Source organism: Janthinobacterium sp. GMG1, assembly GCF_034427795.1.
Taxonomy (GTDB): Bacteria; Pseudomonadota; Gammaproteobacteria; order Burkholderiales; family Burkholderiaceae_D; genus Janthinobacterium.
Genome location: NZ_JAXQNT010000001.1, coordinates 23839 through 50834, shown reverse-complemented (window position 1 = coordinate 50834; position 26996 = coordinate 23839). Strand labels below are relative to the sequence as shown.

22 protein-coding genes are annotated in these 26996 nt (G+C 62.8%); 4 read left to right on the top strand and 18 right to left on the bottom strand.

What is annotated here, in order from left to right; genetic code table 11:
- Nucleotides 1-24: 24 nt before the first annotated feature.
- The 9 genes from SJI03_RS00215 to SJI03_RS00175 form a co-directional block, all read right to left on the bottom strand.
- Nucleotides 25-987, bottom strand: coding sequence for a DUF2167 domain-containing protein (locus SJI03_RS00215; RefSeq protein WP_233515963.1), 963 nt, complete (start codon nucleotides 985-987; stop codon nucleotides 25-27).
- 147 nt (nucleotides 988-1134) lie between these two features.
- The gene (locus SJI03_RS00210; protein ID WP_322425864.1) at nucleotides 1135-2160 is read right to left on the bottom strand and encodes a succinylglutamate desuccinylase; all 1026 of its coding nucleotides are present in this window, start codon (nucleotides 2158-2160) and stop codon (nucleotides 1135-1137) included.
- A complete protein-coding gene (locus SJI03_RS00205) occupies nucleotides 2160-6887 on the bottom strand; it encodes an NAD-glutamate dehydrogenase domain-containing protein (protein ID WP_322425863.1) in 4728 nt (1575 codons plus the stop codon). The genes SJI03_RS00210 and SJI03_RS00205 overlap by 1 nt, the downstream gene beginning before the upstream one ends.
- 150 nt (nucleotides 6888-7037) lie before the next feature.
- Nucleotides 7038-8378 carry an N-succinylarginine dihydrolase gene (gene astB / locus SJI03_RS00200; protein ID WP_322425862.1) on the bottom strand — a complete coding sequence of 447 codons (1341 nt, stop codon included), beginning with the start codon at nucleotides 8376-8378 and terminating at the stop codon, nucleotides 7038-7040.
- A gap of 20 nt (nucleotides 8379-8398) precedes the next feature.
- Entirely contained in the window at nucleotides 8399-9895 is a 1497-nt protein-coding gene (gene astD, locus SJI03_RS00195) for a succinylglutamate-semialdehyde dehydrogenase (protein WP_322425861.1), read from the bottom strand.
- Nucleotides 9888-10952: an arginine N-succinyltransferase gene (astA, locus tag SJI03_RS00190; RefSeq protein ID WP_322425860.1), complete on the bottom strand. Its 1065-nt coding sequence runs from the start codon at nucleotides 10950-10952 to the stop codon at nucleotides 9888-9890. The genes astD and astA overlap by 8 nt, the downstream gene beginning before the upstream one ends.
- Nucleotides 10953-10965: 13 nt before the next feature.
- Complete coding sequence (locus tag SJI03_RS00185; RefSeq protein ID WP_322425859.1) at nucleotides 10966-11997, bottom strand: arginine N-succinyltransferase; 1032 nt, start codon at nucleotides 11995-11997, stop codon at nucleotides 10966-10968.
- A gap of 95 nt (nucleotides 11998-12092) precedes the next feature.
- Entirely contained in the window at nucleotides 12093-13334 is a 1242-nt protein-coding gene (gene astC, locus SJI03_RS00180; protein ID WP_099376230.1) for an acetylornithine/succinylornithine family transaminase, read from the bottom strand.
- Between the two features lie 139 nt (nucleotides 13335-13473).
- Nucleotides 13474-14418 (bottom strand): GlxA family transcriptional regulator, encoded by a 945-nt coding sequence (locus tag SJI03_RS00175; RefSeq protein ID WP_099376229.1) that lies wholly within the window; start codon nucleotides 14416-14418, stop codon nucleotides 13474-13476.
- 131 nt (nucleotides 14419-14549) lie between these two features.
- On the opposite strand from SJI03_RS00175, the gene SJI03_RS00170 reads away from it, so the two are divergent.
- The 3 genes from SJI03_RS00170 (at nucleotide 14550) to SJI03_RS00160 (ending at nucleotide 16322) form a co-directional block, all read left to right on the top strand.
- The gene (locus SJI03_RS00170) at nucleotides 14550-14984 is read left to right on the top strand and encodes a MarR family winged helix-turn-helix transcriptional regulator (protein WP_199534201.1); all 435 of its coding nucleotides are present in this window, start codon (nucleotides 14550-14552) and stop codon (nucleotides 14982-14984) included.
- Nucleotides 14985-15029: 45 nt separating this feature from the next.
- A complete protein-coding gene (locus tag SJI03_RS00165; protein WP_034778933.1) occupies nucleotides 15030-15314 on the top strand; it encodes a hypothetical protein in 285 nt (94 codons plus the stop codon).
- Between the two features lie 159 nt (nucleotides 15315-15473).
- Entirely contained in the window at nucleotides 15474-16322 is an 849-nt protein-coding gene (locus SJI03_RS00160; RefSeq protein ID WP_099376227.1) for an HDOD domain-containing protein, read from the top strand.
- Here SJI03_RS00160 and SJI03_RS00155 read toward each other — a convergent pair.
- From SJI03_RS00155 to queA, 9 genes are all read right to left on the bottom strand, one after another.
- Entirely contained in the window at nucleotides 16319-16483 is a 165-nt protein-coding gene (locus SJI03_RS00155; protein WP_322425858.1) for a hypothetical protein, read from the bottom strand. The genes SJI03_RS00160 and SJI03_RS00155 overlap by 4 nt on opposite strands.
- Nucleotides 16484-16670: 187 nt before the next feature.
- Nucleotides 16671-17297, bottom strand: a complete 627-nt coding sequence (locus SJI03_RS00150) for a glutathione S-transferase family protein (protein WP_322425857.1) — start codon at nucleotides 17295-17297, stop codon at nucleotides 16671-16673.
- Between the two features lie 74 nt (nucleotides 17298-17371).
- Nucleotides 17372-18073, bottom strand: coding sequence for a helix-turn-helix transcriptional regulator (locus SJI03_RS00145; protein WP_199534200.1), 702 nt, complete (start codon nucleotides 18071-18073; stop codon nucleotides 17372-17374).
- Entirely contained in the window at nucleotides 18070-18819 is a 750-nt protein-coding gene (locus SJI03_RS00140; protein WP_322425856.1) for a hypothetical protein, read from the bottom strand. The genes SJI03_RS00145 and SJI03_RS00140 overlap by 4 nt, the downstream gene beginning before the upstream one ends.
- Before the next feature lie 74 nt (nucleotides 18820-18893).
- Complete coding sequence (gene secF / locus SJI03_RS00135) at nucleotides 18894-19916, bottom strand: protein translocase subunit SecF (protein ID WP_322425855.1); 1023 nt, start codon at nucleotides 19914-19916, stop codon at nucleotides 18894-18896.
- A gap of 89 nt (nucleotides 19917-20005) precedes the next feature.
- The gene (secD, locus tag SJI03_RS00130) at nucleotides 20006-21871 is read right to left on the bottom strand and encodes a protein translocase subunit SecD (protein ID WP_322425854.1); all 1866 of its coding nucleotides are present in this window, start codon (nucleotides 21869-21871) and stop codon (nucleotides 20006-20008) included.
- A gap of 97 nt (nucleotides 21872-21968) precedes the next feature.
- On the bottom strand, nucleotides 21969-22301 hold the full coding sequence (gene yajC, locus SJI03_RS00125) for a preprotein translocase subunit YajC (protein ID WP_322425853.1): 333 nt from the start codon (nucleotides 22299-22301) through the stop codon (nucleotides 21969-21971).
- Nucleotides 22302-22497: 196 nt separating this feature from the next.
- Nucleotides 22498-23637, bottom strand: coding sequence for a tRNA guanosine(34) transglycosylase Tgt (gene tgt / locus SJI03_RS00120; RefSeq protein ID WP_034745502.1), 1140 nt, complete (start codon nucleotides 23635-23637; stop codon nucleotides 22498-22500).
- Between the two features lies 1 nt (nucleotide 23638).
- A complete protein-coding gene (queA, locus tag SJI03_RS00115) occupies nucleotides 23639-24694 on the bottom strand; it encodes a tRNA preQ1(34) S-adenosylmethionine ribosyltransferase-isomerase QueA (RefSeq protein ID WP_322425852.1) in 1056 nt (351 codons plus the stop codon).
- Nucleotides 24695-24893: 199 nt separating this feature from the next.
- Between queA and recG the strand changes: the two genes are divergently transcribed.
- On the top strand, nucleotides 24894-26996 hold the full coding sequence (gene recG, locus SJI03_RS00110) for an ATP-dependent DNA helicase RecG (RefSeq protein ID WP_322425851.1): 2103 nt from the start codon (nucleotides 24894-24896) through the stop codon (nucleotides 26994-26996).

Below are 26996 nucleotides of genomic sequence, written 5' to 3'. Positions count from 1 at the left end.
CCGCCTGCGGGTGCGCACACAGGCTTACTTGTCCAGATTCACCTTGCCATCGGGCGCATGGGAGGGCTGTTCAGGCGGTGCGGCCTGCGGCGCCTGCTTTTCCTTGCGCTTGCCGCTGAAGAACTTGACAATGGCCGCGCCGCCGCCCACCACGGCCAGCAGCAGCACTTTCTTGAAGGCCAGCAGCAGCGCCAGCAATTTGCCAAACAGGCCCAGCTTGCTGGCCACGCCACCGGCCACCAGCGCCGCCAGGCCATATTCGGCCACCTTGTCCGTCTTGCTGTCGAAATCCGTGTAGCGGTTACCCTCGGTAAATTCCGTGAACGCCGTTACTTGCTGCATCTCTTTCTTGATCGCCTCGATCTGCTGCATGCTGGCAATCGCGTTCAGGTTCAGCACACCTTCGCGGCCCAGCACGCGCACGTTGTAGTTCAGCGAGTGCTCGCCGCCATCGACCATCAGGTCCTTGGCCCAGTACAGCTTGTGCGTATCCTTGGCATAGCTGGGTTTTTCCGCCCAGCCCATCAAATGGATGCCGGGATAGCCCTGCTTCTTGCGCTCCGCATTGTTTTCCAGCACGGACGCCTGCATATCCTTGAGCAATTCGTCGTACTTGATGCTGTCCGCATCGTCATCCTTGATATGCCCTTCCTTTTCATACGTGACGATGACACCCCAGCTGTCGCGCTCAAGCACGCTGGTCTTGGCGGGCACGATCATGCCCAGCGATTCCATCCCCGGTGGGTTGCCCCAGGCATCGACCAGCACGCGCTCGGCGTCCGTCGGCGACAAATAACGGAAGTTGGCGGGCAAATCCAGGGTGGCGATGCCACCGGGCAAAGTGATCTTGCCGCGCTGCAGGTGCAACTGGGCGAGGAATTGCTCGGCCGTCATTTCCGGTGCGGCGGCCTTGTCTTCGGCAGGGGCGGCAGCCGTCAGGCCGGAGAGGGTCAGACACAGCAGGGCTGTCAGCAGGCGTTTCAACATGATCGGTCCAAAAAATTGCAAAGGGTAAATATTTTAAATCAATTGATTGCTTAATGGATAATTATTTCTGTGCGGCATCTTTTTCATGAAAAAAGCGCCAGGCGGGGTTCCCCGGCTGGCGCCTGATGCTGTGTGACGGCTGGGCGATCAGGAGGTACGCACCACCATCAAGCCCGCACGCAAGCCCACGCGCACGTCCGGGTTCGGAAACACCACCAGCTCTTCCGCGTGCTGCACCGTGTAGACATGGTCGCCATCGCTGGCGATCACGGCGTGCTGCGGCAGGGACGTGAAATTCTGCGTGCTGCGATCAAAAGCCATGCGGAACTCATCGCTGTGCTTGATGATTTCCTGCGCCACCTTGAACACGTGCGGTTGCGCCTTGACGGGCTGCCCAGGCAAGCCGCGCAGCAAGCCGTCCAGCGCCCGCGATACGTCGTCGAACAGGGACAAATCGTTCTGCCCCAGGGTGCCCACGCGGCCCAGCTCCACCGTGCTGGCGGCCGCGCCGAAATGCTCGGCCGAATAATAGCTGTAGGTGCCGGCCGACTGCGGGTTCATGATGATGGCGCCGATGGCCGCCTGGCCCAGCCAATCGATCAGCTGCGCCTTGGCGTCGTCAGCCACCAGGTCGGGCACGATGGCAAACGTAGGATACACGGAGGGCCGGATGGCCGTGTGCAAATCCAGGTGCCAGCGCACGGGACCGGCCGCTGCAAAGAACGCCTTTGTTGCAACGATCATTTCATCGGCGCGTGCGCTTTCCGCCGCTTGCGCCAGGCTCCCCCGCACGGGGCGGAACATGCGATTCAGGTCGGCGTCGATGAAACGCTTGCCGGCCCGGATCGCATCGACATTGCCCACGCAAACGAGCAGGTCGACGGCCAGCTTCGACGCATCGCGCGACAGCGCGTCGAGCAGATGCGCCAGCACTTCGATCGGTCCCGTTTCGTCGCCATGCACGCCCACCGAGACGGCCACGCTGGCGCGCGCCTCTCCCGGCTTGACGACTTGCAGCATGCCGGGCGCCGGCAAGGCCACCGTGAAACCGGCGTTGACGAACAACTGCGCCACGCCGCTGAAATCGGCCTGCGCCAGCGCCTGCACGGCTGGCGGCAAGCCGCCAGCGCCCGGTACTACCCGGGATACTGCTTGCGTTGCTTCTTGCGTCATTACACCGCCGCTTCCGCTGTGGGTTTCGCCGTGATTTTATTCACGGCTTCCGACAAGGTCCACACGTCCAGCATGGCTTGCTCCAGTTCCGTCGCCGCCACATAGGCCGACAGGCCCAGCGCGCCCGTCACGGCATCGATGGCCTGGCCCGCATTGCCTTGCTCGGCGCGCGCCAGCACCTGCGTCAGCAGACGCTGTTGCGTGCGGCGCAGCGCTTGCTGTGCATAGTTGCGCAACTGTTCCTGCGACTTGCCTTGCGCGGCCAGCTTCAGGCCACGCTCCAGGGTGCCGATGCCCGCCTGGCTGCGCAGGGCCAGACCCACTTGCAGGAAGGCGGCCAAGTCCATCGAGGCAGGACGCGGCACGGACAGGGCCGGGAACAGGAAGCCGGCGACGACTTCCAGCGCATCAACCGCATCCCACGCCTGCACGAAGGCCGGCGTCAGACCCGGCACCAGCGCCGCTTCCGACTTGATGCCGACAGCTTTCAGCAGGTCGCGCTTCGATTCCGCGCCAAACAGGCGCGTGAGTTCGGCCAGGCCGGCGCCACGCAATTGCTCGGCCGGCACGGACAGCACGCCGGCGATCATGGTTTGCTGCAGCACGCGCGTTTGCGCGTCGACCTTGATCGACACCTCGCGTGGAATCGTCAAGGCATCCGCATCGAGCGCATCGAACACGGGCGCCAGGTTCAGCGCCACCCATGCCTGGCCCCAGGCCAGGATCACGGCCGATTCGTCCACGCCGTGTTCCGCCGCCAGGTTGCGGATCATCAGGGGGCCGCAGCGGTTGATCACTTCATTGGCCAGCACGGTCGCCAGGATGGCGTTGGCCAGCGGGTGGTCGAGCGCCGAACGGGTTTCCACCAGCAAGGACGGGAAGTACGGTTTCAGGACCGGCTCGGCCCACGTTTCGCCCGTCAACGGCAAGGCGGACAGGATGCGCTTGAAGCGGTTCTTCACGTTGGCGATCACCACGGCCAGTTCCGGCGTGGTCAGGCCACGGTTATCGAGCTTGCGACGCGCCAGTTCGGCCACCGACGGCAGCTGCTCCAGCTCGCGCGACAGGGCGCCCTCTTCTTCCAGGCTGGCGATCAGCGCGGCATAGCCATCCTGCACGGCGCTTTCGCTTTGTGCCTGCAATTCGCGCACCAGCAAATGCGTCTGCTGCGTGTTGTCGCGCAAGACCAGGCGCTCGACGTCGTCCGTCATCGCATACAGCTCGCGATTGCGTTCGGCTTCCGTCAGCTTGCCCGCATTGACTTCCACGTCCAGCCAGATTTTTACGTTCACTTCATGGTCCGAGCAATCCACGCCGGCCGAATTGTCGATCGCATCGGTGAAGATGCGTCCGCCCGCCAGCGCGAATTCGATACGACCGGCCTGCGTCGCACCCAGATTCCCCCCTTCGGCCACGACTTTCACGCGCAGCTCATTGCCGCTGACGCGGATATGGTCATTCGCGCGGTCCTTCACCTGTGCGTGCGTTTCCGTCGACGCCTTGATGTAAGTGCCGATACCGCCGTTGTAGAACAGGTCCACGGGCGACTTCAGGATGCGATGCATCAGTTCTTCCGGCGCCAGCGAAGTTTCCGCGATATCGAGCGCGGCGCGGATCTGCGGCGACAGTTCGATGGTGCGTGCGGAGCGCGGATACACGCCGCCGCCTGCCGAGATCAAGTCCTTGTTGTAGTCGTCCCACGAGGAACGCGGCAAGGCAAACAGGCGCGCGCGCTCGTCGAACGAGACGGCGACGTCCGGTGTCGGGTCGAGGAAGATGTGACGGTGGTCGAATGCGGCCACCAGTTTCAGCTGGCGCGACAGCAATACGCCATTGCCGAACACGTCGCCCGACATGTCGCCCACGCCGACCATCGTGATCGGGGTGGTATTGAGGTCGTGGTCCATTTCATAGAAGTGGCGCTTCACGGCTTCGAACGCACCCTTGGCGGTGATGCCCAGTTTCTTGTGGTCGTAACCGTTCGAGCCGCCCGAGGCAAACGCGTCGCCGAGCCAGAAACCGCGCTGCACGGCGATGCCGTTGGCGATGTCCGAGAACGTGGCCGTGCCCTTGTCGGCAGCGACCACTAGGTAAGGATCGGCCTCATCGAAGCACACGGTGTCGACTGGCGGGACGATATTGCCCAGCGAACGGTTGTCCGTCACTTCCAGCAGGCTGGAAATGAACAGTCGGTAGACGGCTTCGCCTTCTGCCGCGATGGTTTCACGCACGGCATCCTTCGGCATCATCTTGCAGACAAAACCACCCTTCGCGCCGGCCGGCACGATGACGGCGTTTTTCACCATCTGCGCTTTCACCAAGCCCAGGACTTCGGTGCGGTAGTCTTCCATGCGGTCCGACCAGCGCAAGCCGCCACGGGCGACCGGGCCGCCGCGCAGATGCACGCCTTCGAAGCGGCGCGAGAAGACGAAAATCTCGCGGTAAGGACGCGGTTCCGGCACCAGCGCCAGGCTGCTGGTGTCGAACTTGAAGATGATCTTGTCACCGGCTTGATTGTTCTGGAAGTAGCTGGTGCGCAGGGTGGCGGCCATCAGGTCGGCCAGCGCGCCGAGGATTTCCTCGGTATCGGCATGGTTCACGGACGGCAGGCCGGCCTTGATGGCGGCGATGCTTTCCAGGGCTGCCGCATGCTGCGCGCCGGACAGCGAAGGATCGAAGCGCTGCAGGAAGGCTTCGACCAGGGCTTTGACCTGGGCCGGCTGCTTGCGCAGGCTTTCGGCGATATAGCGTACCGAGAAGCGGCTGCCCGTCTGGCGCCAGTAGCTGGTATAGGCGCGCACCAGCTGCACTTCGCGCGTCGACAAGCCGCCTTCAATGACCAGGCCATTCAGGCGGCCATCTTCGGCCGTGTCGTTGAACAGGGAAGCAAACAATTCCTGCGCCACGGCGACAACAGATGGTTGCGCCAGTTTCGCCGCGCTGGCGGCATCGACCGTCAGGCTGGTGACGAAATAGCGCGTGCCGTCGGACAGCGAAACCGAATACGCCTGTTCGCGGTCGATGGCCACGCCCGCATTGTGCAGGGCCGGCAGGATGGTCGACAGCGGCGGCACCTTGTTGGCCGAGTACAAACGGATGGTGGTAACGGCACCCGTCTCGATGCGCACGGCCACGTGCGCCGGATCGGTGTTGCGCAGGATGGTGTCGAGGTCGCGGAAGGCGATGGCAGGCGCGGTGGCGGCCACGTAATCGAGCGGCAAAGTCGCGCACAGTTTGCGCAGGCTGGTGCGCAGGGCCACGTCGGGCACGGCGTCGGCCACGGCGGCAAAGCCGTTATGCCAGCCATCGAGCACGCTCAGCAGCGGCTGTTCGATATCCGTTTCCAGGTCCAGCGGGTAGCGCGCGGCGTGGGCGATCAGGTAGACGCGCGCCAGGGGGCCGTCGGCCACCAGGGTCTGCGTGCTCACATGCGTGGCGCCGGAACTGGCTTGCAGGGCTTTTGCCAGGCTCGATGCCACGCTGGCGCTGTAGCGCTCGCGCGGCAGGTAGACCAGCACGTTCAGGTGGCGCGCATACACGTCGCGACGCGCGAAGACTTTGGTGCGCGGCTGCTTGTATAGCGAAACGACGGAACCGCACACTTGCGCCAGCCAGTCGAGGTCCGCTTCCAGCGCTTCCGTGCGCGGCAGCGATTCGAGGATTTCGCGGAATTTCTCGGCGCGGAAGCCTTGCTGGCGCACGCCGGCCAGGCTCAGTACCTTGGCCACGCGGCCACGCGCAAACGGCAGCGCGGCCAGCGGGGTGGAATTGCCGGCGCGGGTAAACAGGCCGACGAAGCAATGCTCGCCCAGGATCGCGCCTTGCGCATCCATGTCGCGCACGCCGATGAAGTCCAGCTGCTGGTCGCGGTGCAAAGTGCCCGCCACGTCGGCCTTGACGATGGACAGCGCCGAGTCGCGCTTGGCCAGGGTGTCGAAGTCGCCGGGAATGTTCGCCAGGCAGGTGCCGTAGACCGGGTGCGCCGTATCCTGCAGCACGCCGACACGGCTAGGAATGTCGCGTTCGAGTTCGCGCACGCCCGGCTTGACGCGGTAGTAGGCGTAACCAAATACTTCAAAGCCGCCGCTGCGGGCCCACTCCAGGAAGGCGGCCACTTCCGCGCCCTCTTCGCCATGCTGCGCTGCGGCCGTGGCGACGGTGGCCAGGCGCTCGCTCATGGCGGCGGCATCGCGGCGCACGATGGCGGCGTCACGCGCCACCATGTCGATGGCAGCGACCAGCGCGGCCAGGGCTTCCGGCGCCAGCTCTTCGTCGAGCAGTACCAGCACATACGATTCGAGCGGGTCGCCCGGCTGGCGCACCGCTTCGACGCTGCCATCAAGAGCGCGGCGCACGGGCAGCACGGTGTTCATTACGCCGCGCACGGCCAGGTGCTGGCGGCGCATGGTCATGACGATGGAGTCGACCAGGTAAGGCATGTCCTCGTTCAGGATCAGCAAGGCGCTCGCCATGCCGCCACGGCCATCCGCATAACGCAGGGTGGCAATCTGGCAGCCGTTGCCAGTGCGCTTGGCCGCTTGCGTGAAGCCGTCCACCAGCACGGGTGCCAGGCTGTCGGGCGCGATGTCGGCCAGGTCTTCGGCGTCGAGCGAATCGAGCCATGCCTGCACCAGCTGCACGACAGGCGCTGCCGCCTTGTTCGCATTGCCAGCCGCGTTAATCAACTCCAGCGTTTGTGTACGCAAATCTTGTGGCGTGTGATTCATCTTGCATCTCCATTACGGTAATGTGAATGTCCAACGCTGTCGTTCGGGCTTGTGGCTGGGCGGCAGCGGTGTCAAGAGACGGGGGTCGCCCGTCCAATTCTGTCTGTGCTACGGATAGTTGTCTCGGATTTTCTGTATTTTTTCTATCGCCTACAAGTCGTACAATCCAGGTAAGTTGAGGATGATCGTCAATTCTTCAAGCGCCGCATGCACTTCCAGCGCCAGCTGCGGATCGGCCAGGTCGCCCGGCTCCAGATGGTCGCGGTAGTGTTTTTCCACCCACTGCACCAGCCGATGGTACAGCGTTTCCGTCATGATCACGCCCTGATGCATGGCGCGTGCCTCGGTTTCCGTCAACGCCACGCGCAAACGCAGGCAGGCAGGCCCGCCGCCGTTGCGCATGCTCTGGCGCAGATCGAAATGAATCAGTTCATTGATGGGACCACCGCTGGCCACCAGGCCTTCCAGGTAGCGCGACACGGCGCGGTTTTCCTGGCACTCCTGCGGGATCACCAGCGCCATCTTGCCGCCCTCTTTCGTCAGCAACTGGCTGTTGAACAGATAGCTGGTCACCGCATCCTGGATCGGCACCTGGCCCGTGTCCACGCGCAGCGCGTCCAGTTGCGCGCCCGTGGCGGCGACGGCGCGGCGCAGCTGCGACAGGCTCGCTTCTTCATCGGCAAACGCCTGCTCATGGTAGAACAGCACATTGCCATTGCCGACGGCGATGACGTCGTTATGGAACACGCCCTGGTCGATCACGTCCGGATTCTGCTGCACGTACACGGTGCGCTTCGCGTCCAGGCCATGCAGGCGCGCCACGGCTTGCGACGCTTCCAGGGTCTGGCGCGCCGGGTAGCGCTTCGGCGACGGTGCGGAAGGGTCGAACTCCACCCGACCATACACGAACAATTCAACGGATGGCGCGCCGTGGCTGGCACCCAAACGCGTGTGGTTGGCCGCGCCCTCGTCGCCAAAGGCCGGCGTCGACGGCAGCGCCTCGTGCACGGCGAAGTGCTTGTCGTCGCTGAAAATGGCGCGCAGGCTGCGCGCCGACTGCGCGTGCTCGAAGGCGCGGTGCAGCTTGTTATTCAGGTTGGCGGCCGTGAAATGCACACGGCCATCTTGCGTGTCGGCCGACGGGCTGACCGTGGCGGCATTCGCCGTCCACATGGGCGAGGCGGAATACGCGCAGGCCAGAATCACAGGGGATTCCTTGTAGGCGCGCGCCAGCACGTCGGCATCCGTGCCAGTGAAACCGATGGAGCGCAGCAGGCGGAAATTCGGCCGGTCCTGTGGCGGCAGCAAGGCTTGCGCAAAGCCGCGCGCGGCCAGGGCACGCATCTTGGCCAAGCCCTGCAAGGCGGCCTGCTTCGGATTGGAGGCGCTTTTCACATTGCTGAACGAGGCCACGTTGCCGAACGACAGTCCGGCATAGTTATGCGATGGTCCGACCAGGCCGTCAAAATTGTATTCGCGCGTGCTGTGCATGGGAGGCATGTCCTTAAAATTTAAAAATTCAGGCCGGGCGACAGCTTGGCCGGCAGTTCCAATACGCCATTCTCGATCGAAGCGACCGGGTAGGCGCAATAGTCAGCCGCGTAATACGCGCTCGGACGGTGATTGCCCGATTTGCCGACGCCGCCGAATGGCGCCGTGCTGGCCGCGCCCGTGGTCGGACGGTTCCAGTTAATGATGCCGGCGCGCGCGCGTACCTGGAAGGTTTGCCACAGGGCCGGATCATCGGACAACAGCGCCGCGGCCAGACCGAATTCCGTGGCGTTGGCGACCTTCAGGGCGGTGTTGAAATCGGCCACGCGGATCACTTGCAGCAACGGACCGAACCATTCTTCGTCAGGGATCCCGGTGGCAGCGGTCACGTCGACGATGCCGGCCGTGACAAAGCCCGCCTCGGGATTGAGCTGGCGCATCTGCAGCAGAGTGGTGCCGCCCTTGGCGACCATGTCGGCCTGCGCCTGCACCAGGCGCGCGGCCACGGCGCTTGAGACCACAGGGCCCATGAACGGTTGCGGCTGCGCGTCGGACGCGCCGATGCCCAGTTTCGCCGCCACGTCGACCAGTCGCGCAACGAAGGCAGCCCCCGCTGCATTGTCCTGCACCACCAGGCGGCGCGCACACGTGCAGCGCTGGCCGGCGGAGACAAAGGCGGAGAAGATCGCGTGGTGCACGGCCGCGTCGACATCCTTCACGTCCCACACGACGAGGGCGTTGTTGCCGCCCATTTCCAGCGCCAGCATCTTGCCCGGCTGGCCGCCGAACTGGCGGTGCAGGCTGATGCCCGTCTGGCAGGAACCCGTAAACAGAACGCCGTCGAGGTGCGCATTGGCGCCCAGGGCGACACCTGTGTCGCGCCCGCCGTTGACGAGGTTGACGACGCCATCCGGCAAGCCGGCCTGCTGCCACAGTTGCACGGTCTTGATGGCCGTGCGCGGCGCATATTCGCTGGGTTTGAAAACGATGGTGTTACCGGCGATCAGGGCCGGCACGATATGGCCGTTCGGCAGGTGGCCAGGGAAGTTATACGGGCCGAACACGCCGAACACGCCATGCGGACGGTGGCGCAGCACGGCGTCGCCATCGGCGATCTTGCTTTGCGTGATGCCCGTGCGCGCGTTGTACGACTGCACCGAGATATCGATCTTGTTGGCCATGGTGGCCACTTCCGTGCGCGACTCCCACAAGGGTTTACCCACTTCTTCCGAGATCAGCAGCGCCAGCGCTTCCGCATGTTCCTTCAGCAGTTCGCGAAAACGCACGCAGATGGCGATACGCTCTTCGACGGGCGTCTCTGCCCACGCTTCAAAGGCGGCGCGGGCGGCCTGACAAGCCTGTTCGACTTCATTCTCTGTCGCTTCCAGGCTGGCCCAGGTCTGCTTGCCGGTCGACGGGTCGATGGTGAGCAGTTCGCGGCCCGTGCCCGGCAGCCAGGCGCCGTTGATAAAATTCGATGCTGCGGTAGATGAATTAAGGTTGGACGATTTAGACATGGGGATGCTTCCTCGGGTTGAGTGACAAGGTGCGCACGGTGTCGCCGTGATGGCAGCGCAGCAGATGCAGTTCATCGTCGTCCAGCGCGATCTTGCCGCTGTGCGGATTGGCGCCGGTGACGATCATGCGGAAATCTTTCAGGTCGGTGTTCGACACCAGGTAAGGTTCGGCCAGGGCCGTGTCGCCGCACACTTCCGGCACAGGCACTGGCACAGTCGCGGCGTCGAGCACGGCCGGCATGCTGTCGCGCATGGCGCGCAACTCGGACACGCGCGCCTGCAGCACGGGACCGGCGTCGAAAATATCGACATAGCCTTCGAAGTGCAAGCCTTCCTGTTCCAGCAGGCGGCGCGCGGGCGCCGTGCTCAGATGCACCTTGCCAATGACTTCCTGCGCCTCGTCGGGCAGGTAGGCCACGTACATCGGTTGGCGCGGCATCAGTTCGGCGATGAAGGATTTCTTGCCCAGGCTCGTCAAGTCGTCGACGTGGTGGAAATCCATCTTGAAGAAGTGGCGCCCCAGGCCTTCATAGAACGGCGAGCTGCCGTCCGTCGCCTGGTAGCCGCGCATTTCGGCGATCAGCTTTTCCGTGAACAGGTGCGGGAACTGGGCGATGAACAGGAAGCGGCTTTTCGACAGCAGCTTGCCGTTGTTGCCGCTGCGGTAATCAGGGTGCAGAAACAGCGAGCACAGTTCCGTGCTGCCCGTCAGATCGTTCGACAGGTACAGGGTTTCCATGCGCGTAAACACATCGAGTTCGCGGCTGGAATGGACCAGGGTGCCGATGCGGTAGTTATAGAACGGCTCTTCCAGGCCCACGGCGCCCTTGATGGCACAAACGCCGGCCAGGCGGCCCGTATCCGTATCCTCCATGACGAACATGTAGTCGCGCTTTTCGGGCGGGATGGTTTCGGCGAACGACGCGCAGGCGATGGCCAGGCGGTCGCCCAGCATTTTCATGTCCGGCTTGAGGGTGGTCATGCCGGTGCCGACCTGGCTGGCCAAGCCGTACAGGGCGTCCAGGTCAGAAGCGTTGATGGCGCGTACTACTAGCATAATGTTCTCTCGGTTAAATGCGCACGCAAATGACGCTGTCGCCTTCGGCCACGGCCAGCGCTTCAAGCAGCTCGGGCGGCAAGCCGACGGTGTCCTGCGCTTCGAGCGCATCGCAGGTAAAGGTGATGGCGCGGAAGTTGCGTTCCGCGCCCGATGCGACCGCGTAATGCACTTTCAGGCCCGTGCGGCTGGGCGTGACGCCTGCGACGACGCGGCGCGTGAGCGAGCCCGTAAACGAGCGCAGCGCATGCTTGTGTGCCTGCAGGATCGGACCGCCATCGAAGATGTCGATGTAATCGTCGGCTTCAAAGCCTTCTTCCGTCAGCAAATTGAATGCCAGTTCGCCGCTCGGATGGATCTGGCCCATGGCCGCCTGCGCGTCGCCGGGCAGCAGCGGCACGTACACGGGGTAATGCGGCATCAGTTCGACGATCAGGGTGCGGTTGCGCGCGCCGCCGATGACTTTTTCGGCATCGAGGAAATCCATCTGGAAGAACTTGCGGCCCAGCGCATCCCAGAACGGCGACTGGCCGTTGGCGTCCGTGATGCCGGCCAGCGGCACGAAGAAGCGGTCGCCGAAGCGGTGCGGCGCCAGTACGGCGAACAGCAGCCGCGCGCGCGACAACAGGGCCGCTTCCAGGCCCGCCTGCTCCATGTTGCGCACATAGAAACCGGACAGCTGCGAGTATGCCGTCAACTCCGAGCACAGGGTCAGCGCATGCACGCTGTGGCTGATGTTCAGGTCACGCGAGACTTGCTGGATGACGTCATTGCGAAAGGAAAAATAGGTGCCGTTCGAGCCGGCCGAGGCGAAGATGGCAGCCGTGCCGGCAATGCTCTTGTCGAGCAGGGATTCAAGCACGAAGAGATACGACTCTTCGCTGGGGATGTCGACATGGGCGGCAAACGAGGCGATGGAGCGCTCGACGGAGGCGGCGATTTTTTCGCGCGTCTTCGGCAGGGTATGGACACCCGGCATGGTTACCGCGGCCAGCGCTTCGAGGGCTGCGATATCCGCAATTTCTACCGGACGGACAACATACATGGGTACTCCTTCAATGCTGACGATGCTGGGGGTAGAACCAAGCCGGCCCGCAGCAAAGCGGCGGGCCGGTGATCAAACAGGGAGTGCGGCTAGCCTCAGGCTTTCAGCATGCCGTCGATGGCCACGCGCAACAGACGGCCTGCTTCGGCGATCTGCTCGTCCGAGACGATCAGGGCCGGCGCCAGGCGCACCACGTCCATGCCGGCGATCAGCACCATCAAGCCTTGCGCTTCGGCCGCCTTCTGGATGTCTTTCGCGCGGCCTTTCCAGGCATCGCTGACTACCAGGCCCAGCAGCAAACCGCTGCCGCGCACGATGGAGAACACTTGCGGGTAATCCGTGATCAAGCTTTGCAGCATGGCGATGGTGTTGACGCTCGCTTCTTTCACGCGCGCCAGGAACGCCGGCGTGTTGATCGTCTCCAGCACGGTCAGGGCCACGGTGGCGGCCAGCGGGTTGCCGCCGTAGGTGGTGCCGTGGGTGCCGACGGCCAGGGTCTGCGCCAGTTCATTCGTGGTCAGCATGGCGCCGATCGGGTAGCCGTTGCCCAGCGCCTTGGCGGCCGTCAGGATGTCCGGCGTGACGCCGTAGCCCATGTAGGCGAACAACGCGCCAGTGCGGCCCATGCCGCTCTGGACTTCGTCGAAAATCAAGAGAGCGCCCGTCTTGTCGCACAGGGCGCGCAGCTCCTTGAGGAACTCAGGGTTGCCCGGCACCACGCCGCCTTCGCCTTGTACCGGCTCGACGATCACGGCGCACACGTCATCGCCGATGGCGGCGCGCGCCGCTTCGATGTCGTTGTAGGCGATGTGGTCGATCGATGGCGGCAGCGGCTCGAAGCCTTCCGTGTACTTGGCCTGACCGCCGACGGAGACCGTAAACAGGGTGCGGCCGTGGAAAGAGCTGAAGCACGAGATGATGCGCGACTTGTGCGCGCCGAACTTGGTGTGCGCGTACTTGCGCGCCAGTTTCAGGGCCGCTTCGTTGGCTTCCGCGCCCGAGTTGCAGAAGAAGGCGCGGTCGGCGAAGGTCGCTTCCGTCAGGGCCAGCGCCAGGCGCAGGACAGGCTCATTGGTGTAGCCGTTGCCCAAATGCCACAAATTATTGATTTGCTTGGTCAGCACGTCGACCAGGGCCGGATGGCAGTGGCCCAGGCTGTTGACGGCGATGCCGGAGGTGAAATCGAGGTAATGCTTGCCTGACTGGTCCCACAGATCCAGGCCGGAACCGCGCACGGGCACCATGGCGGCAGGGGCGTAGGTAGGAACGAGGACCTGGTCAAAGGTTTCCCGGGTGACTGGACGAGCCGTTACGGTCGAATCAAGCTTGGCATTCATAGCATTTCCCCATCAATATGTTAGGTACTCCGCAGCTACGACAGCTACGTGTGTACTGCATTATAAAAAGCGGGATGCTAAAACTCTTTTGAATCTGCGACAAGGATTTTCACAATTCATCACAGCTGCCTTGCCGCTGCTAGGCTGGCGGCATCAGCTTTCTTTGCCGCTCTTCGCGCGGAGTATTGCCAAACAGGGTGCCAAAGGCCGTGGAAAAGTGCGAACCGGAGGAAAAGCCGCACATCAGGCCCACTTGCACGATGGAATAATGTGTATCGAGCAACAGTTGCCGTGAGCGCTGCAGGCGCAACTCCAGGTAGTAGCGCGACGGCAGACTGCCCAGGTATTGCTTGAACAACCGCTCGAGCTGCCGCCGCGACAGGCCCACCAGGCTGGCGATGTCGTCGGTCGACAGCGGTTCCTCGATATTGGCTTCCATCAAGGTCACCGCTTCGGACAATTTCGGCTGCAGCACGCCGAAACGCGCCTGCAAGGCCACGCGCTGGCGCTCTTCCTTGCCGCGTACCTTGTCCACGCACAGCGCTTCCTTGACGAGTGCCTGCACGTCGGCGCCAAAGATGGTCTCGATCAGGGTCAGCGAAAAGTCGATGCTGGCCGCGCCGCCGCAACACGTGATGTGCGGGCCGTCGATATCGAACAGGTGCGGCGTCAGGATGGCCCGTTCCGCCTTCGCTTCCGCATCCGCGTACAGGGCCCACGGCAAGGCGATGCGCACGCCATCCATGACGCCTGCGTCGGCCAGCCATAGCACGGCCGCGCCCACGCCGCCCCAGAATGGCGCCGAGCGGCAGCGTTCGATCACAGCCCGGCACAGCTCGGCGCGCAACGGCGCTTCCGTTTCATCGGCCACCAGCAGCGCGATATGCCAGTTGCCACCCTGCGCAGCCACCTGTTCCGGCGTGCGCACGTCCAGTTGCAGGGCACCGGATCCCAGCGCCCGCGCGCACAAGCGCAGCGGCTGCACCAGTCCGGCCCAGGTGATCGACTCGGCATCGCCGGCATGGACCAGCAGCAAACGCAGCGGTTTGTCGAGGCCGATACGGGAAAGATTAGCGAAGGACATCGGCGAGGCGGGCCTGGGGCAAGGGCTGAGTTGCCCACATGATACCGGACTTCCGCCCTCTCCAGCCCTCCGTGCAAGGGTCCATCCTGGCGCGGCGGAAAAAAGCGGGGCGGAAGGATATAATCACCCCCATGGGTGAACGATATTTAAAAAGTATCCGGCTGCTGGCCGAATGCATGCAAGGCTTCGAGCGGTTTTCTGGCGACTTCGTGCGCCAGTACGGCTTGACGCATGCGCAATTCGACATCATCGCCACGCTCGGCAACACCTGTGGCATGTCCTACAAGGAACTTGGCCAGAAAACCCTCATTACCAAGGGTACCTTGACGGGCGTGGTGGACCGGCTGGAACAAAAGGGGCTGGTGATCCGCGAACGTTGTCCACGCGACAAGCGTTCCTATTACGTGCGCCTGAGCTGCGAGGGCGAACAGGTGTTCCATGACGTGTTCCCCAAGCTGACAAAACAGGGCCAGCGCCTGTTCGACGGCTACACCGAAGACGATTTCATGCGCCTGGAAAGCACCCTGGCAGGCTTGAAACACGCCATCGCCAGCGGCCACGGCTGATCATTCACCAAGCACAGACATTCAAACAAGACAAAGGAAACCAAGTTGAAAACCTCACTGCTCGAAGGCAAAAAGCCTGCTCATTTCGATAAACACATCATCGGCAACCTGCTGCTCAACGCCAGCACGCCGGAACTGGTACGCCAGGAAAAACTGATCATCGGCGTGCGCAACGAAGACGGCGAAATCTACCGCCTGATCGGCGCCACCAAGCACAACAGCTTCATGAACGCCGTCGAGGAACTCTTCGACCTGGGCTTGACGGATGAGCTGGAAGACAGCGACGAACTGGTTGAAGGCTGCGACGCGATATTTAGTGAATCGCTGTAGTAACGCTTGACGATCGCTGTCGTTCAAAAAGGCATGCCGCTATATCTGCGGCATGCCTTTTTCCGTTTACGGGGCTTTGCTTGCCTTTTGCTAAGCTGTTTGCGAAAAGATCATGGTTAAAAAGTTCCGTACGGAAATATTGCGAGTATAATTTTTTCAATGAACAGACTCGACGCCTTTAAAAGCATCGCCGCACAAGCCGCTCGTGGCGAGCTGACCTTTCCTGCCAATGTGGACGCTTCGCTCAAGCTGCAAGAGGCGCTGGCCGATCCCGACTGCCATATCGAGGCCGCCGCCAAGCTGGTGCAGGCTGACCCGCTGCTGGCCGCGCGCACGGTGGCCATTGCCAATTCCGTGGCGTTCAACCGTTCCGGCAATGAAATCACCAGCGTGCGCAACGCCGTGCAGCGGCTCGGCGTGCGCACCCTGCAATCGGTGGTGGCATCGCTGATCGTGCGCCAGCTGGGCAGCACCATCACCGATCCCGTGCTGCAAGCGAAGGCCAACCAGCTGTGGGAACATACGGCCCACGTGGCGGCCCTGTCGCAGGTTCTGGCCCGCCGCGTCACCAAGGTGGATCCCGATACGGCCCTGTTTGCCGGCATCATGCATGAAGTGGGCGGCTTTTATCTGTTGTCGCGCGCGGCCGAATTCCCCGGCATCCTCGACGGCGAACCTGAGGACTGGGTCGAACATGGCGAACAAGCCATCGGCCACGGCGTACTGGCCAAACTGAAGGTGCCGGAAGCGGTAATGGGCGCCATCGGTGCGCTGTGGGAAGGCTTGCGCGCCATTCCGCCCGAATCGCTGGGCGACACCCTGCTGCTGGCGAATGACCTGGCGCCCGTCTCGTCGCCCCTCAACGAAAGCCCGGCCGCCATCGCCGTGCGCGCCGCCCGCGCCGCACGCAGCATAGATTGCCTGATCGGCGACGATGCGACCCTGTCGAGCATCATGGAAGAATCGGACGATGAAGTGCAGTCGCTGCTGAAGGTGCTGGTGCACTAATCCGCAGGCTTCTTGATGACCGGCGGCGGCGCCGCCGGCTTGAGCGTATCGACGATCAGCACATGCTTGTCCATGGCCTGTGTTCCCTGCTTTTGCTGGACGACTTGCGTGGCGACCGCCTTGGTACTCAACAGGGGTTTCGGATGGCGTGGCATGAACATGGCGTACCTGCTGGAAGTGGGATGCATCCCATCTGCGCAGCGATTATCAATTTATCAAGCCGCTATTCAAAAAAAAACCCGCTCGAAAGCGGGTAAAGTCCAAAGCTAGGGATGTCCTGAAAGAGACAGCCCTATCTTATGCGGTGCGCAGCGCCAGCTCCGTGCGCTGGCACACTTAGCGCGCACATTATCCCGGCAATAGCTGCACATCCGTTTCCTGCCAGGCGCGCAGCTGCCGCACGCGGGCAAACCACGCCTGGATATGCTGGTATTGCGCCAGGGGCAGCCGCACGGCCTCGCTGTACATCAGCGGCGCGGCCACGGCGAAGTCGGCCAGGGTCACATCATCTGCGTGGATCCAGCTGCGCCCCGCCAGATGCGCGTCCAGCACCACGGCGCACTCATGCAGGTCGCGCTCTCCGCGCGCCTCTTCCAGCGGATCCGCCGGCCCATTGCCCGTCATGCCCTTCCAGGCGCGCTCCCAGGCCAGCACGCTGATGGCGGGCGCGAAGTGCTGCGCAGCCCAGAACAGCCAGCGGTTGACGTCGGCGCGGGCTTGCGGCGCCTGCGGATAAAGCGTCTGGCCCGGCACCTGCTCGGCCAGGTATTGCATGATGGCGCACGATTCCCACAGCAGGAAAGCGCCATCGGCCAGCACGGGAACCTTGCCGTTCGGGTTCAGCTCGGACAGGCGGCGGCGGTCATCCGCATTCATCAGGTCGACTTCCGCCAGTTCCAGCGGCAGGCCGAGGTGGATCGCCGTCATCAGGGCACGGCGGGCATTCGAGGACATGGGGTGGTGGTACAGGCGCATGATGGATGGCTCCGGTGAGTGAGGAAGCCACCATCGTAGTCGCCGTTACTGACAGTTTTTGTCAGGAGCGAATATCAGGATTCCGGATCAATCTCGTGCGCCTTGCGCCAGGCATCGAGCAGCACATGGCGCCGCGTGGGATAGCGCTCCTCATGCTGCTGCACGCTGGCGATGCGGTCGATGCGGAAATGCCGGTAATCGCCGCGCAGCTCGCACCAGGCGGCCAGCAGGCGCTTGCCTTCGAAAAAGGCCAGGGCAAACGGCCACACCGTGCGCGAGGTGGCGCTGCCATGCTCATCCTGATAGGCGAGCGTGATTTTCTGTTCGTAGCGGATCGCCTCGCGCACGGGCTGCACGTAGCGGTCGGCAGCCTGCGTGCCATCGGCGGGGCGCCCCAGCGGCACCCACAAGCTGGTCTCGGCCATGCTGTCGCGCAGGTCGCGCGGCGAGGCGGCCGCGATCTTGGCCAGGGCATTGCTGGCCGCCTGCGCCAGGCCCGCATCACCTTGCCGGCGCACCCAGCGCGCGCCCAGCACCAGCGCTTCCAGTTCATCGGCGCCAAACATCAGCGGCGGCAAGAAGGCGCCACGGCGCAGCACATAGCCGATGCCCGCTTCGCCCTGCAGGGGCGCACCCAGTTCGGCCAGGGTCTGGATATCGCGGTAAATCGTGCGTTCGGAGACACCCAGCTGCTGCGCCAGCTGGGCCGCCGTCACCGGTACCCGCCTGGCGCGCATGGCGTCCATCAGCAAGAACAAACGGCCGCTGCGGCTCATGGACAGGCCTGCAAAGCTTGGTCACCCATGACGAGAGCCGACAGGGCTGGCACGTACACGTAGCCATCGGGCAGTATGCGCGCCGCGCGCGTCCCCTCTTCCACGCCGCCGATGCCGTAGCAGCGCTGCAGGCGGGCGGCGGCGGGCCACCAGTAAATGGCCGCCTCCTGGTCGGGAAAGCGCTGGCGCACGCTCTCGGCCTGCGCCGCCACTTGCCGGAAATCGCGGTAAAAGGCGGGAGAAAAGCCCAGCTGCGCGGCAAACGCCGCTTCCAGCGCCGCCGTCTCTGCCAATTGAGCTGCCAGCGCTTGCATTTCACTGTCCAGGTCCTCGGCCGCCACGCCCGCCTCACGCAGGCTGCGGCGCATCTGCTCCTGGTTCGCCTGCGTGCGCAGGAAAGCCGACTCCTGCAGCGCCAGCACGGCATCGGCCGCAATGTGCTTGCGGCGTGCGGCCGGGAAGACATACAGGGCGCAGCTGCCCGCGCACACGGTGTCGACGGCGATATCGAGCCGCAGCTGGCGCACCAGGCGGCCCAGCTGCATCGCAGCCTGCGCATCGCCGCCGTCGCTATTCACGCGCAACAACGCGGTGCCCGGCGCGGCCAGCCGCCGCAGCTTGTCCACGTCGCCCTCGGCAATCGGGCCGCGCATGGCGATGCTGTCACTGCCAGTGCGGCTGAAATCGGCGGCGCCGGCCAACGCCGTCACGCCCGCCATCAGACCTGTCCATAAAAAACGCTTCATCGTCATCCGCCATAAAAAAAACGACCACCGCAAACGGTGATCGTTCTTCATTCGACCTGCAAAAAAACCTGCGCTTACACCACGGCGCCGTCGGTTTCGTCTTTTTCCTTGACCGGCTTGATCAAGTCTTCGCGCTTGACGCCCAGCCACATGGCGATGGAAGCCGCGACGAACACGGACGAGTAAATACCGAAGCAGATACCGATGGTCAGCGCCAGTGCGAAATGGTGCAGGGTCTGGCCGCCGAAGACCAGCATCGACAGCACCATCATCTGGGTGGAACCGTGGGTGATGATGGTACGCGAAATGGTGCTGGTGATCGCGCTGTCGATCACTTCATGCACGCTGGCCTTGCGCTGCTTGCGGAAGTTTTCGCGGATACGGTCAAAGATCACCACCGATTCGTTGACCGAGTAGCCGAGCACCGCCAGGATCGCCGCCAGCACCGTCAGCGAGAATTCCCACTGGAAGAAGGCGAAGAAGCCCAGGATGATCACCACGTCATGCAAGTTGGCGATAATGGCCGAGACAGCGTATTTCCACTCGAAGCGGATGGCCAGGTAGATCATCACGCCCAGAATCACCATCACCAGCGCGTTCAAGCCGTTCTGCTTCAGTTCCTCGCCCACTTGCGGGCCGACGAATTCGACTTTCTGCAAGACGACCGATTCGCTACCGGCCGCGTCCATGCAGGCGCTCTTGATGACGTGCTCGCCCTTTTCGGTGACGGTATCGACGCCCTTGGTCGTGCCTTGCTCGGCCTTGCACAAGGCTTCAAACACGCGTTGCGAGGTGTTCGCGGCGCTGACGCCCTTTTCCACCGGCAGGCGGATCATGACGTCGCGCGCCGTATCGAAGCTGGTCACGCCCGGCTCTTCATAACCCAGGCCGATCAAGGTGCCGCGTATGCCTTCAAGGTTGGCCGCTTTCGGGTACTTCACCTCCATCACGGTGCCGCCCTTGAATTCCACGGACAGGTGCAAGCCCTTGTGGAACAGGAAGAAGACGGCGGCAAGGAAGGTCACGGCCGAAATGACGTTGAAAATCAACGCATGGCGCATGAAGGGAATATCTTTTTTGATCCGGAAAAATTCCATGAAATCCTCTGAGTTCTATTCTGTGCGTCCGGCGGCTGTGCCACCGGACGCTATCGCTGTTGACGCTATTGGGTGAGTCGGGGCGTCGCTTATTTGCTGGTGCCCGGCACCCACACCGTACCGATCGACAAGGTCGTCAGCTTTTTCTTGCGGCCATACCAGAGGTTGACCACGCCGCGCGACACGAACACGGAGGAGAACATCGAGGTCAGGATACCCAGGCAATGCACGACAGCGAAGCCGCGCACGGGACCGCTGCCGAAGGCCAGCAGTGCCAGGCCGACGATCAGGGTGGTCACGTTCGAGTCGAGAATCGTGGCCCAGGCGCGGTCGAAGCCGGCGGCGATCGCCGCTTGCGGCGTATTGCCTGCGCGCAGCTCTTCGCGGATACGTTCATTGATCAGCACGTTGGCGTCAATCGCCATGCCCAGCGCCAGCGCGATAGCGGCGATACCTGGCAGTGTCAGCGTCACCTGGATCATCGACAGCAAGGCGATCAGCAACAGCAAGTTGGCGGCCAGGGCCAGCACGCTGAAGGCGCCGAACAACATGTAGTAGGCGATCATGAAGATGGCGATGGCGATGAAGCCATACAGGGTCGAGTGGAAGCCCTTGGCGATGTTTTCCGCGCCCAGCTGCGGTCCGATCGTGCGTTCCTCGATGACGGTCATCGGTGCGGACAGGGCGCCCGAGCGCAGCAGCAGCGCCAGTTCATTCGCGTTTTCCGCGCCGCCCATGCCGGTGATCTGGAAGCGCGAACCGAGTTCCTGCTGGATGGTCGCAACCGACAGCACTTCCGGCTTGCCCTTTTCAAACAGCACGATGGCCATGCGCTTGCCTACGCGTTCGCGCGTCGCTTCGCGCATCTTGCGTCCGCCGTCGCCATTCAGGTCGATCGACACGGCAGCCTGCTGGTTCTGGTCGAAGCTGGCCGTGGCGCTGGAGATATAGTCGCCCGTCAGGATCACGTCTTTCGCCAGCACGACAGGGACGCCCTTGCCGACGGTGAACAGTTCCGAATTGAATGGAATGGCGCTCGACAGTTCGGTGCCAGGCACGATGGTTTCATCGACCAGGCGCACTTCCAGGGTCGCCGTGCGGCCGATGATGGCTTTCGCGCGGGCCACGTCCTGCACGCCAGGCAATTGCACCACGATGCGGTCAGGACCTTGCTGCTGGATCAGCGGCTCGGCCACGCCCAGTTCGTTGACGCGCTTGGACAGGGTGGAGATATTCTGTTTCACGCCTTCGTCGATGGTCGCCTTCAGGGCGGCCGGTTTCAGCGTGATGTTCAGTTTCAGGTCGCTGCCTTCGCCCGCATCGGCGAACGCCAGTTCCGTCATCTGGTCGGACAGGACATTCTTTGCCTTCAGGCGCGTTTCCGCGTCACGGAAGTTGATCTGCACGCTGTCGCCCACGCGCTCGATGCCGGCGTGGCGGATATTCTTGTCGCGCAACACGCTACGCGAAGCGGACTGGACGCCCTGGACTTTCTTGTTCAGTACGGCTTTCGCATCGACCTGCATCAGGAAATGCACGCCACCGCGCAAGTCCAGGCCCAGGAACATCGGCAAGGCATGCAGTTTCTGCATCCACATCGGCGTATTGGCTTGCAGGTTGACAGTCACGATGTACGCAGGGTCGCTGGCATCCGTGTTCAAGTCCTTTTCCAGCACCAGTTTCGCCTTGAACTGGGTATCGGGATCGGCGAAACGCACGCGCACGGAAGCGAGATTGCCGGCGCCATCCATGGTGACACCTTCCGACTTGACGTTTTCTTTCGTCAATATTTGCTCGACTTGCGTCATCAGATCGCCCGTCACTTTGACAGTCGACTTGCCGCTGGTTACTTGCAGCGCCGGTGACTCACCGAAATAATTGGGCGCCGTATAGAGTGCGCCCAGCAATAAGGCGACGACGATGATGATGTATTTCCAGGCAGGATAGCGATTCATAGTGATTCAGCGTTCAGTGTTGAGCGTCGGAGGCGTCCCGAGGGGCGGCGGATAGCCGCCCCGGGTCTATCATTGCCTAGGCAATGACAGCGAGGAATTACAGTGCCTTCAGGGTGCCTTTAGGCAGCAAGGTGGTAATGGAGCTCTTTTGCACCGTGATTTCGGTGCCGGCCGCCACTTCGACGGTGACGTAAGCGTCCACTACCTTGACAACACGGCCCAGCATGCCGCCGGCGGTGACGACTTCGTCACCCTTGGCCAGCGCGTCCATCATCGCCCGTTGTTCTTTGGCGCGTTTTTGCTGTGGGCGGATCATCAGGAAATACATGACCACGAACATCAATACCAGCGGCAGGAAGCTGGTCAGGTTGCCGCCGAGGCCCAGGGCTTCGGTTGGGGCTTGCGCATAAGCGTTGGAAATGAAAAACACGGTGACTCCAGTTCTAATCAGTTTGAAAAAATAGCGCTGTATTCTAGCATTGGCTATACGTCATAACCCGAATTGCAGCCATGGCAACTTTAAATGGGGCTAAAAAAGCATTATGCAATGCTTTATCGCCCCAGTCCAAGCACCAATACACAAAACTTCCGGCCATGCTGCCGCCGGGACGCAAGCTAAGGTTTTCTTAAGTTCCGCGTGCGCGTTCCGCGTGGAATTGCAAGGTAAATGCATGGAAACGGTCTTCATCCAGCGCCTCGCGCATCTGGCGCATCAAGTCCAGGTAGTAATGCAGGTTATGGATGGTGTTCAGGCGCGCGCCAAGGATTTCCTTGGAGCGGTGCAGATGGTGCAGGTAGGCGCGCGAGAAATTGCGGCAGGCGTAGCAGCTGCAGGTCTCGTCCAGCGGCGCCTGGTCTTCCTTGTACTTGGCGTTCTTGATCTTGATGTCGCCAAAACGGGTGAACAGCCAGCCATTGCGGGCGTTTCGCGTCGGCATGACGCAATCGAACATGTCGATACCGTTCGAGACACCGGCCACCAGGTCTTCCGGCGTGCCCACGCCCATCAGGTAATGCGGCTTGTTGGCCGGCAGGCGCGGGCCCACGTGGGCCAGCATGCGCATCATGTCTTCCTTCGGCTCGCCGACGGACAGGCCGCCGATGGCGATGCCGGGGAAATCGATCTCTTCGAGCTTGGCCAGCGACTCGTCGCGCAGCATTTCGAACATGCCGCCCTGCACAATGCCGAACAGCGCATTCGGATTCTCGCCACGGTGGAACTCGTCCTTCGAGCGCTGTGCCCAGCGCAAGGACATGCGCATGGACTTGGCCGCTTCCTCGATGGTAGCCGGGCGGCCCTGGATTTCGTACGGCGTGCATTCGTCGAACTGCATGACGATGTCGGAATTCAAGACGCGCTGCACCTGCATCGACACTTCCGGCGAGAGAAACAATTTATCGCCGTTGATCGGCGAATTGAAATGCACGCCCTCTTCCGTGATCTTGCGCATGGCGCCCAGCGAAAACACCTGGAAGCCACCCGAATCCGTCAGAATCGGCTTGTTCCAGCCCATGAAGCCATGCAAGCCGCCGAATTTTTCCATGACGGTGTTGCCAGGACGCAACCACAGGTGAAACGTGTTGCCCAAAATGATCTGCGCGTCGATCTCGTTGAGTTCCAGCGGCGACATGGCCTTCACGGAGCCGTAAGTGCCCACTGGCATGAAGATCGGCGTCTGCACGACACCATGGTTGAGTTTCAAGGTGCCGCGGCGTGCCTTGGTCAGGCCGCTCGTGTCGGTCTTGAGTAATGTAAATTCCAGCATGTCAGTCTTTCACGGGAGTATCAAGGTTCAACGGTGCGCGCGATTGCGTGGTCAGCAGCATCGCGTCGCCATAGCTGAAGAAACGGTAGTTCTGCGCGATCGCATGCGTGTAGGCACTGCGGATCGGCTCATAGCCGGCAAAGGCCGACACCAGCATCAGCAGGGTCGATTTCGGCAAATGGAAGTTGGTGATCAAACGCGTCACCGTTTTAAACGCATAGCCGGGCGTGATGAACAGGGCCGTATCGGCGCTGCCCGCCACCAGCTGGCCGCTTTGCGAGGCCGATTCCAGCGCGCGCAAGCTCGTCGTGCCGACGGCGACCACGTCGCGCCCGGCAAGTTGGGCGGCGCGCACGGCGTCGACGGTTTCCTGCGGCATGGTGTACCACTCGGTGTGCATCTTGTGTTCGGCCAGCACCTCCGTGCGCACGGGCTGGAAGGTACCCGCGCCCACGTGCAGGGTCACATAGGCAAAGTTGACGCCCTTGGCCTTCAATTGATCGAGCAGGGCCTGGTCGAAATGCAGGCCGGCCGTCGGCGCGGCGACGGCGCCGGGCACCTTGTTGAACACGGTCTGGTAGCGCGTCTCGTCGAATTCGTCCGCATCGTGCTCGATGTACGGCGGCAGCGGCAAGCGGCCATGCGCCTCGATCAGTTCGAACACGTCGGCCTCGAAGTGCAAAGTGAAAAACTCGCCGGCGCGCTGGCCGACGGTGACGTCAAAGGCGTCGGCCAGGCGGATGCGGCAACCGGGCGGCGGCGACTTCGACGCGCGCACCTGGGCCAGCACGGTGCGGTCATCGAGTACGCGCTCGACGAGCGCCTCGATCTTGCCGCCGCTTTCTTTGACGCCGAAGAAACGCGCTTTCAGCACGCGGGTATCGTTCATCACCAGCAGGTCGCCCGCCTGCAACAGCCCGACGATGTCGGCAAAGCTGCGGTCAACCAGGGCGTCGCCGTCCAGATGCAACAGGCGCGAGGCGCTGCGCTCGGCCAACGGAGTTTGCGCAATGTTTTCTTGCGGCAAATTAAAATCGAAATCGGAAAGCGAATACATGCGTTTTGCTTCAAAAGTACGTCAAAAATGATTAGGAGTGCGCAATGGAACATCTGGCACTATACTGTGCGCCTATACAGGCATTACAATAATCCGCCGCAACAATTTACAACTGCGGTACGCACAGGGTGTGCCGGACAACCCTCTATTTTACGCTAGCGGCATAAAAACCTGCGCTAATGGCACTAAAACCTTGCATATGCCCGATCCAACGCCCGATCTTCCACCCGTAGCCAGGCCGGCCGCGAAGCCGAAAGCCGTCAAAAAAGTGGTCAGCACGGAAAGCCGGCTGGCCAAACTCGGCTTGCGCACGGATATGGACCTGGTGCTGCACCTGCCGATGCGCTACGAGGACGAAACCAAGGTCTACACGATACGCGACGCCTGCCTGCGCGGCGGCGAATCGTGGCAAGTCGAGGGCATCGTCACCAAATGCGAAGTCAATTTCAAGCCGCGCAAGCAATTGCTGGTGACGATCGCCGACGAAACGGGCAATTTGCTGCTGCGCTTCATGAATTTCTACGGCAGCCAGGTCAAGCAGCTGGCCGAAGGCACGCGCGTGCGTGCGCGCGCCGAACTCAAACACGGCTTTTTCGGCGCCGAGATGGTGCACCCGACGTATAAGGTGGTCAACGAAGGCGCGCCGCTGCCCACGGCCCTGACGCCTGTATATCCATCGGGCGAAGGCCTGTCGCAGCACGTGCTGCGGCGCGAGATCGCCGACGCCATGCGCCGCATCGACTGGCAGGACACTTTGCCGGACGAGCTGCTGCGCGAGATGCAGCTGTCGCCTTTCCGCGCCGCCGTGCACCTGCTGCACTATCCGCCGCAGGACATCGATGAAAGCGCGCTGATGGACCGCTCGCACCCGGCCTGGGTGCGCATGAAGTTCGATGAGCTGCTGGCGCAGCAACTGTCGCTGAAACGCGCCCAGCGCGCGCGCCGCTCGAAAGGCGCCGCATCGCTGCCCATCGTCGGGACTTTATCGAATGCCTTCGGCGCCGCCCTGCCCTTCAAGCTGACGGGCGCGCAGGCGCGCGTGCTCGAGGAAATCCGCGCCGACCTGCACCAGCCGTATCCGATGCAGCGCCTGCTGCAAGGCGACGTCGGCAGCGGCAAGACGGTCGTCGCCGCCCTGTCGGCCACGCAGGCCATCGACAGCGGCTACCAGGCAGCGTTGATGGCGCCCACGGAGATTCTGGCGGAGCAGCACTTCCGCAAGATCGCCGCCTGGATGGAGCCGCTGGGCGTGAAGGTGGCCTGGCTGACGGGCAGTCTGAAGAAAAAGGAAAAGACGGCCGCGCTGGCCCTGATCGAATCGGGTGAAGCGCAACTGGTGATCGGCACGCATGCACTGATCCAGGATAATGTGCTGTTCGCGAAACTGGGCCTGGTCATCGTCGACGAGCAGCACCGCTTCGGCGTGGGCCAGCGCCTGACCTTGCGCAACAAGGGCGATAGCGCGGCCGTGCCGCACCAGCTGATGATGTCGGCCACGCCGATCCCGCGCACTCTCGCCATGACGTATTACGCCGACCTGGAAGTGTCGGTGATCGACGAGCTGCCGCCCGGCCGCAGTCCCATCGTCACGCGCGCCATCGACCAGAACCGCCGCGATGAAGTCATCGCCCGCGTGTATGCTGCCGCGCTGGAAGGCCGGCAGGTCTACTGGGTCTGCCCGCTGATCGAGGAATCGGAAGCACTGCAGCTGCAGACGGCCACCGACACCTACATGATGCTGGCCGAGGCTTTGCCCGCGCTGCAGGTGGGCCTCGTGTACGGCCGCCTGAAACCGGCGGAAAAGCAGGAAGTGATGGATGCCTTCATCGCCGGCCATATCCACGTGCTGGTGGCCACCACCGTGATCGAGGTGGGCGTCGACGTGCCGAACGCCTCGCTGATGGTGATCGAACACGCCGAGCGTTTTGGCTTGTCCCAGCTGCACCAGCTGCGCGGCCGCGTGGGCCGCGGCACGGCGGCCAGCGTCTGCCTGCTGCTGTACCAGGGTCCCTTGGGCGGCGTGGCGCGCCAGCGTTTGATGACCATGCGCGAGACGACGGACGGTTTTGAAATCGCGCGCCGCGACCTGGAAATCCGCGGCCCCGGGGAATTTCTCGGCGCGCGCCAGTCCGGCCAGGCCATGCTGCGCTTCGCCGACCTGGAAACGGATCAATGGTTAGTAGACCAGGCCCGCGACGTGGCGCACGATTTGCTGCACGCCACCACGACGGCCGCAGCGGCCACCGTGGAAGCGCACCTGGCGCGCTGGCTCGGTGGGAAAGAGGAATTTTTAAAAGTGTAG